Raw genomic sequence first — 7,865 nt, 5'->3', positions numbered from 1 at the left:
GGCTTGCTTGCCGTTGTTCCGTGTCAGTGGAGGCGCATTATAGGGAGTTCTGAGACGTTGACAAGCCCTGTTTTCAAAAAACTTTTCAACCGTCTTTTTTTTGCGCAAAACGCCATTAAAGCGGTAGTTTTTCCAGCGTTTCAAAGCCGTAACGCTGTAAAACGGGTAAAAGCTGTTCAGTATCCGGGGTAATCGCCATGCAAAAAGCCTTATTGGCATCATTCGATTTGGCATCCGGCGCTTCATGCTCCAGCAGCCAGGCGGTGCGTCGAGCAATCGCCGCGCCGGAATCGATAAACCGCGTTCCTTCCGGCATAACCTGTTGCAGTTCTTCCGCCAGTAGTGGGAAGTGCGTACAACCTAATACGACCGTATCGGGCGGTTCCTGCATCCGTAACCACGGGCGCAGAATTCGACGCAGCTCTTCCAACGGTACCGCTTCGCCGTGCAGCTTCGCCTCTGCCAGTTCCACCAGTTCAGCGGAACCCAGCATTTCGATGCGGCATTCATTGGCAAAGCGGTCAATGAGTTCACGGGTATAAGGACGCTTGACGGTACCGCGCGTCGCCAGCAGGCCAACAATGCCGTTTGCCGTTAAGCGCGCGGCAGGCTTAATTGCCGGCACCACGCCGACCACCGGGAAAGCGAACTTTTCACGTAGGGCTGGCAGGGAAACGGTACTGGCGGTATTACAGGCGATGACCGCCAGCGCCAGAGGATAGCGTTGCTGAACGGCAGTCACGATCTCAACAACACGCTCAACGATAAACTCTTCGCTCTTCTCGCCATACGGGAAAGCAACGTTATCGAAAGCATAAATGTAATGTAGATCCGGCAGCAGCTGCCGAATCTCGTTATATACCGACAACCCACCGACGCCGGAATCAAACACCAGCACGGTGGGACGTGGATCAGAAGGTGTAGCTGCCAGACAAGGTGTATTCCCGTCCTGCAGTTTGGTAGCCATATACTGTCTCGTAATCTTTATCGAACAGGTTGGCTATTTTACCACGAACTGTGAGATGTGAGGTGACTGGATACGAAACTGCGAGATCCCACAAGCTTACGCCGCCCAACTTAACGCTCTCGGGCGCATAGGTTACCGGGTCGTAAGTGTTGTCATAACGGGTGCCAAGATAGTGATAGGTCACACCCCAGTCGAAATCATAAATCTGCCAGTCCAGCTGGTATTTCACCTGCTGTTTTGCCCGGCGCACCAGCAGCTCGTTGGTTTTCGCATCACGCGCATCGACATAGTCATAGCTGATGCTGTGCGCCAGCGGCCCGGTATCAAACGACGCCGTCGCTTCAATACCTTTAATACGCGCCTTGCCGACGTTGTAATATTTCATCAGCTGCGAGTCGTAGTCGATCAGATTGTCGATGTCGTTACGATATCCGGACAGGCGCCATGTCACCCCAGACGTCAGGCCTTCAAAGGCCCCTTCCCACTGCTTGCTCTCTTCCGGGTCGAGATTCTGATTACCATAGAAGCCGTAAAGCTGGCCGAGATTCGGCGCTTTGTAGGCGGTGCCATAAGAGGCGATAAAGCGGTAGCCGTCGATAAACTCCCACGCGGCGCTGCTCTGCCAGGTACCGTGCTGGCCAAACTGCGAGTTATCATCGCTACGCGCCGCCCCTTCCAGAGTGAAATCGCCCAACTTTTGCAAGCCGGTGATAAACAGGCCGGTATTACGGATTTCATAGCCATCGGTCACATAGTTCGTGCCAGGCTCGGTGGTTTGTTTCTGCCAGTCGATTCCGGCGCCCACGTTGCCGTGGCCAATATCGACCGTGTTCGCCCACTGCACGTTGTACTGTTTCACTTCATCCAGCGTCGCCGAGGTGTCATAGCGCCCCAGTCGCGGATCGTAATTGTAGTCCTTGCTGTGGCTATAGCTGGAAGTTAGCTGCGAGTGGAAGATATCCTGATTAAAACGCAGGCCGGCATCCCAGGTCTGGCTATACAGCTGGCGAGTGTCGACTAATACGCCGCCATAAGGAGAGCCATCATAGGCCGTCCGGTTGTCATAACCATATCCGCGCACAAAGCCGCTCCACTCATTGGAGAAGCTATGCTCCAGCGCCCCGTAGATCGTTTTGCTCATAAAGCCATCGCGATCCGGCTGGCGAACGCCGCCGGTATTGCCTTCAGCGACAACATCAAAGCCTTTGGTATAGGTATAGTCGCCCGCCAGGGTGACGCGGGTATGACCGCCGAAAGTCTGCTGCGTGCTGCCGCCGTAGTTCTGGTAGCCATTTGAACCCACGCCGGCATTGAGCGTGGTGCCGTCCTGGTCGCGAGTGGTAATAATGTTCACCACCCCGCCAATCGCGTCTGAGCCGTAGACCGCCGAGCGCGGGCCGCGAACGTATTCAATGCGCTGTACCAGAGCGATAGGGAACTGGCTTAAGTCGGAAGAGCCGCTGACGCCCGCCTGATTCAGACGTACGCCATCCACCAGGATTAAGACATGGCTGGAGTTGGTACCGCGTACGAAGAGAGAGCTCTGCTGCCCCATGCCGCCGTTTTGCGCGATGTCCACGCCCGGCAGGCGGCGCATCACATCGGTGAGAGAGGTTGACTGCCAGCGATCGATATCCTGCCGCGTCACCACGCTCACCGGCGCCAGCACGGTCTCGATAGGTTGCGCCACACGGTTTGCCGTCACCACTAACGTATTTGAATTGCTGTCCTGCGCCCAGCCGGAAAATGCCGTGACGGATAAAGCCGTCATCAGCGAAGCTTTTTTAATCATTGTAAAAGCATCCATAATATAGAGAGGATGCCGCCGGCTCTATCAGTAGCTCGCGATGATAGAAACCAAATGCGACGTATCCGGCAGGTCTTCGGGCTTGGAGGCGGTTTCAAGAAATAATGACTTCCCACGGCTAACCGCAGTGTCTGCACCGAGTGCGCTTATTTCTCGCCTTTCCTTACCGCTGCGCGTCAGCTCCAGATTCGCACTGGATTCCCTATTAACTCAGAGGACCGGTTGCAAGATGCTACAATTAGAAACATATAGATGTCCAGACTGCTATAACGATATTTCATCCGCAACCAGGGCTGGACATCCCCAATGCTTTCCCTACAATCCCCGCGTACTTATTTTATTCAGGATGCATCATGACCCCCGAACACCTCCCTACCGAGCAATACGAAGCGCAACTGGCAGAAAAAGTCGTCCGTTTGCAGAAAATGATGGCCCCTTTTGCCGCGCCGGTTCCGGAGGTATTTCGTTCGCCGGTCAGCCACTACCGGATGCGCGCTGAATTTCGCCTGTGGCACGACGGCGACGACCTCTATCACATCATCTTCGATCAGCAGACCAAGTCGCGTATTCGCGTCGATACCTTCCCGGCCGCCAGCGAGCTCATCAACCAGCTGATGCCGGCGATGCTCGACGGCGTGCGCCATAACCCGGTCCTGCGCCATAAGCTTTTCCAGATTGATTATCTGACGACCATGAGCAACCAGGCCATCGTCTCGCTGCTCTATCACAAGAAGCTCGACGACGAATGGCGCCAGCACGCGGAAGCGCTGCGCGATGCCCTGCGCGCGCAAAATCTCAACGTGCAGCTGATTGGCCGCGCCACTAAAACCAAAATCGAGCTCGATAGGGATTATGTCGATGAACGTCTACCGGTTGGCGGGCGCGAAATGATTTATCGTCAGGTAGAAAACAGCTTTACCCAGCCAAACGCGGCGATGAATATTCAGATGCTGGAGTGGGCGCTGGACGTCACCAAAGGCTCCACCGGCGATCTGCTGGAGCTCTACTGCGGCAATGGCAACTTCTCGCTGGCGCTGGCGCGTAACTTCGATCGCGTGCTGGCGACGGAAATCGCTAAACCGTCAGTCGCCTCCGCGCAATACAATATTGCCGCCAACCATATCGATAACGTGCAGATTATCCGCATGGCGGCAGAAGAGTTTACTCAGGCGATGAACGGCGTGCGAGAGTTTAACCGTCTACAGGGTATCGATCTGCAAAGCTATCAGTGCGAAACCATTTTTGTCGATCCGCCGCGCAGCGGGCTGGATAGCGAGACCGAAAAAATGGTTCAGGCCTATCCGCGAATTCTGTATATCTCCTGCAACCCGGAAACACTGTGCCAGAACCTGGAAACCCTCAGCCAGACGCACAATGTCACCCGCCTGGCGCTATTCGATCAGTTCCCGTATACCCACCATATGGAATGCGGCGTGCTGTTAACGAAGAAATAAACGCATAAAAAAACCCGGCGAACGCAACGTTGCCGGGTTATTGCCTGGCGGATTACTCCGCCGCGGTATCTTTGCGGTTGCGCATCTTGTAACCGATCCAGAACACTATCACGACGGACAGTACGGCCGGGAAGAAGTTAGAGCCGATATCCGGATATTCTGCGCGCACCACGGTGCTATACAGCAATACGCCGAGAATAAAACAGGCGGCGGAAAGCCCCGGCAGCCCGACCGGCATACTGCGGTTCTGATAGCGCTGGTGCAGGCAGTACACCGTCAGCAGCAGCGACAGAACCGGGAAGATGGAAAAGGGAACGATTGAGCTGAACAGCGCGGCGAAGGTGCCATTAATGGACAGACCCGCGATCAGCGCCAGCAGTAGCGTACCTTTATCTTGAACTGAGTGTTTCATTGCTCGTCCTTCACGTTATTCGGAATGATGTGACATTTTTTCTTGTTCACGGCGATACCAGTAATACGCGCCTTTTGAAATCATTCTGAGCTGCAGTACCAGCCGCTCTTCCAGCTGTCGGCGCTGTTCCGGACTGACGTCCAGCGCTTCCGCACCGGCGTTGAATACGATGGTGACCATAGCTTCAGCCTGCGCTTCGGTAAAGGCGCGCGGCATATGATTTTCGAGTTCTAAATAGTCGGCAAGTTCCGCGATGAAATGCTGGATCTCGCGCGCTACAGCGGCTCGAAACGCCGCGGATGTGCCAGAACGCTCACGCAACAGCAGGCGAAAGGCGTTCGGGTTGTTACCAATAAACTCCATAAAGGTAGAGACGGAGGTGCGGATCACGCTGCCGCCTTTGGCAATGCGCTGGCGCGCCTGGCGCATCAGCTGGCGCAGCATTAGCCCGCTTTCGTCTACCATCGTCAGGCCTAACTCATCGACATCGCGAAAATGACGATAAAAGGACGTCGGCGCGATCCCTGCTTCCCGCGCAACCTCGCGCAAGCTCAGGCTGGCAAAGCTTCGCTCAGCGCTAAGTTGGCTAAATGCCGCTTCCACCAGCGAGCGGCGGGTTTTTTCTTTTTGTTGTGCTCTTACGCCCATCACGATGTATGAATCCTTCCAATAGCCCTGTCGGCACTATACCAGAGATTAAAACTAATCGGTTTGTACTGGATTGTGAATGATTGTTTATGAGCCGTTTCTGCTTTTATGCCGCAAAAAAGCACAACGATAATTGGGTTAAAGCTCGCCAAATGTTATCATCGTGTTTATTTTGTGTATAAAACAGGTGAGTAATGCCATGTCACACTCTTGGGATTATGATGCAATAGTGATTGGTTCCGGTCCTGGCGGCGAAGGTGCCGCTATGGGACTGGTGAAACAGGGAGCTCGTGTTGCCGTTATCGAGCGCTACCATAACGTCGGCGGTGGTTGTACCCACTGGGGAACCATCCCGTCAAAAGCGCTTCGCCATGCCGTCAGCCGTATTATCGAGTTTAACCAAAACCCCCTCTACAGCGACCATTCCCGTCTTCTCCGTTCTTCCTTCGCCGACATCCTCAACCATGCCGACAGCGTCATTAACCAGCAAACCCATATGCGTCAGGGTTTCTATGAGCGCAACCACTGCGAAATTCTGCAGGGCAACGCCCACTTTGTTGATGAGCACACGCTGGCGCTGGAGTGTCACGATGGCACCGTAGAAACGGTCACCGCCGAGAAATTCGTTATCGCCTGCGGCTCGCGCCCGTATCATCCGGCCGATGTCGATTTCCACCACCCGCGTATTTACGACAGCGATTCCATTCTTAGCCTGCACCACGAACCGCGCCACGTGATCATTTACGGCGCCGGGGTGATCGGCTGCGAGTACGCGTCGATCTTCCGCGGTATGGAGGTTAAGGTCGATCTGATCAATACCCGCGATCGTCTACTGGCGTTCCTCGATCAGGAGATGTCCGATTCGCTCTCCTATCACTTCTGGAACAGCGGCGTGGTTATCCGCCATAACGAAGAGTACGAGAAAATCGAAGGCGTCGATGACGGCGTGATCATGCATCTGAAGTCTGGTAAGAAGCTGAAAGCTGACTGCCTGCTGTACGCCAACGGTCGTACCGGTAACACCGATACGCTGGCGCTGGAAAATATCGGTCTGCAAACCGACAGCCGCGGCCAGCTGAAAGTAAACAGCATGTATCAGACCGCCCTACCGCACATCTATGCCGTTGGTGACGTTATCGGTTATCCAAGCCTGGCGTCAGCGGCTTACGATCAGGGACGCATCGCCGCGCAGGCGCTGATCAAAGGCGAAGCCTCCGCGCATCTGATTGAAGATATCCCGACCGGGATCTACACCATTCCGGAAATCAGCTCAGTGGGTAAAACCGAGCAGCAGCTAACCGCGATGAAGGTGCCTTATGAGGTAGGTCGCGCACAGTTTAAACATCTGGCGCGGGCGCAAATCGTCGGTATGAGCGTAGGTACGCTGAAGATTCTGTTCCATCGCGAGACGAAAGAGATCCTCGGTATCCACTGTTTTGGCGAGCGCGCGGCCGAAATTATTCATATCGGCCAGGCGATTATGGAGCAGAAAGGTGGCGGTAACACCATTGAGTACTTCGTTAACACCACCTTTAACTACCCGACCATGGCCGAAGCCTATCGGGTAGCGGCGTTAAACGGCTTAAACCGCCTCTTTTAACGCCTTATCGAAGTGGCCATCCATAGTACTACGGATGGCCTCCGCCAGATGCTCATAGCGGCTACGCAGCGGCGAACCAGGACGATAAACCAGCCCGATGGTGCGTCTTGGTTCCGGCTTAATGCACGGAATATAGACCACGCCATCGCGTTTTCTCTCCTGCGGTACCGCCAGCGCCGGCAGCAGCGTAATACCACTTCCGGCGGCAACCATGTTGCGCAGCGTTTCAAGGCTGGTCGCCCGGAAGTGGGTATCTTCATCCGCCCCCGCTTCAAAGCAGAAGCCCATCGCCTGGTCGCGCAGACAGTGTCCGTCTTCCAACATCAGCAGCTTTTCACCGGCTAAATCCGACATCGGCACGCGATCGCGCTCCGCCCACGGATGGTCTTCGTAGATAGCCAGCATCATCGGCTCATCGAACAGCGGCACTTCGATAAAGGCTTCACTCTCTTTGACCAGCGCGAGGATCGCGCAGTCGAGCTTACCGCTATCGAGCTGCGCCAGCAGCTGATGGGTTTGCGCCTCATGCAGATACATTTCCAGCTTCGGGAAAGTCTGATGCAGCATCGGGATTATGTGCGGCAGCAAATATGGCCCCACCGTCGGGATCAGGCCGATATGCAGCGGCCCGGACATGGTTTCCCCTTGCTGGCTTGCCATCTCCTTGAGCACTTTTACTTCGCGTAGCACGGTACGCGCCTGATCCACCAGCAGCAAACCCGCCTGAGTGAACAGAACCTTACGGCTGGTGCGCTCCAGTAACATCACCCCAAGTTCATCTTCCAGCTTGCGAATTTGTCCGCTGAGCGTGGGCTGACTGACGTGGCAGGAATCTGCCGCACGTCGGAAGTGGCGATGTTCAGCCAGCGCTACCAGGTATTCAAGATCGCGAATATTCATTATTCATCCTCCATCGCCACGATAGTCCATGGCGATAGATAGAATAGCAACGAACGATTATCCCTATCAAGTTTTCT

Annotated in this window: 7 protein-coding genes and 1 riboswitch; of the genes, 2 read left to right on the top strand and 5 right to left on the bottom strand. The window is 54.9% G+C overall.

Annotation, left to right across the window (positions count from 1 at the left end):
• Positions 1–115: 115 nt before the first annotated feature.
• Together murI and btuB are read right to left on the bottom strand one after the other, a co-directional pair.
• Entirely contained in the window at positions 116–967 is an 852-nt protein-coding gene (gene murI, locus PGR09_RS22885; RefSeq protein ID WP_015703959.1) for a glutamate racemase, read from the bottom strand.
• Positions 912–2,759 (bottom strand): TonB-dependent vitamin B12 receptor BtuB, encoded by a 1,848-nt coding sequence (gene btuB / locus PGR09_RS22880; protein WP_063414030.1) that lies wholly within the window; start codon positions 2,757–2,759, stop codon positions 912–914. The genes murI and btuB overlap by 56 nt, the downstream gene beginning before the upstream one ends.
• A 65-nt stretch (positions 2,760–2,824) precedes the next feature.
• Positions 2,825–3,012: riboswitch (cobalamin riboswitch) on the bottom strand.
• A gap of 115 nt (positions 3,013–3,127) precedes the next feature.
• Here btuB and trmA point away from each other — a divergent pair.
• Entirely contained in the window at positions 3,128–4,228 is a 1,101-nt protein-coding gene (gene trmA, locus PGR09_RS22875; protein ID WP_020077583.1) for a tRNA (uridine(54)-C5)-methyltransferase TrmA, read from the top strand.
• Positions 4,229–4,280: 52 nt separating this feature from the next.
• Here the strand turns inward: trmA and PGR09_RS22870 are convergent, their stop codons facing one another.
• On the bottom strand, positions 4,281–4,640 hold the full coding sequence (locus PGR09_RS22870) for a YijD family membrane protein (RefSeq protein WP_430916545.1): 360 nt from the start codon (positions 4,638–4,640) through the stop codon (positions 4,281–4,283).
• Positions 4,641–4,655: 15 nt separating this feature from the next.
• Positions 4,656–5,291, bottom strand: coding sequence for an HTH-type transcriptional repressor FabR (gene fabR, locus PGR09_RS22865; RefSeq protein ID WP_015368907.1), 636 nt, complete (start codon positions 5,289–5,291; stop codon positions 4,656–4,658).
• Between the two features lie 196 nt (positions 5,292–5,487).
• Here fabR and sthA point away from each other — a divergent pair, with 196 nt between their 5' ends.
• Entirely contained in the window at positions 5,488–6,888 is a 1,401-nt protein-coding gene (gene sthA / locus PGR09_RS22860) for a Si-specific NAD(P)(+) transhydrogenase (RefSeq protein ID WP_015368908.1), read from the top strand.
• Here sthA and oxyR read toward each other — a convergent pair.
• Positions 6,871–7,788: a DNA-binding transcriptional regulator OxyR gene (gene oxyR, locus PGR09_RS22855; protein ID WP_047047259.1), complete on the bottom strand. Its 918-nt coding sequence runs from the start codon at positions 7,786–7,788 to the stop codon at positions 6,871–6,873. The genes sthA and oxyR overlap by 18 nt on opposite strands.
• Positions 7,789–7,865 lie beyond the last annotated feature (77 nt).

This window comes from Klebsiella sp. 141251 (assembly GCF_050600725.1).
In the GTDB taxonomy this organism is placed as follows: Bacteria; Pseudomonadota; Gammaproteobacteria; order Enterobacterales; family Enterobacteriaceae; genus Klebsiella; species Klebsiella aerogenes.
Note: the sequence above shows the minus strand (reverse complement) of the source record. Positions and strands in the feature narration are given on the sequence as shown.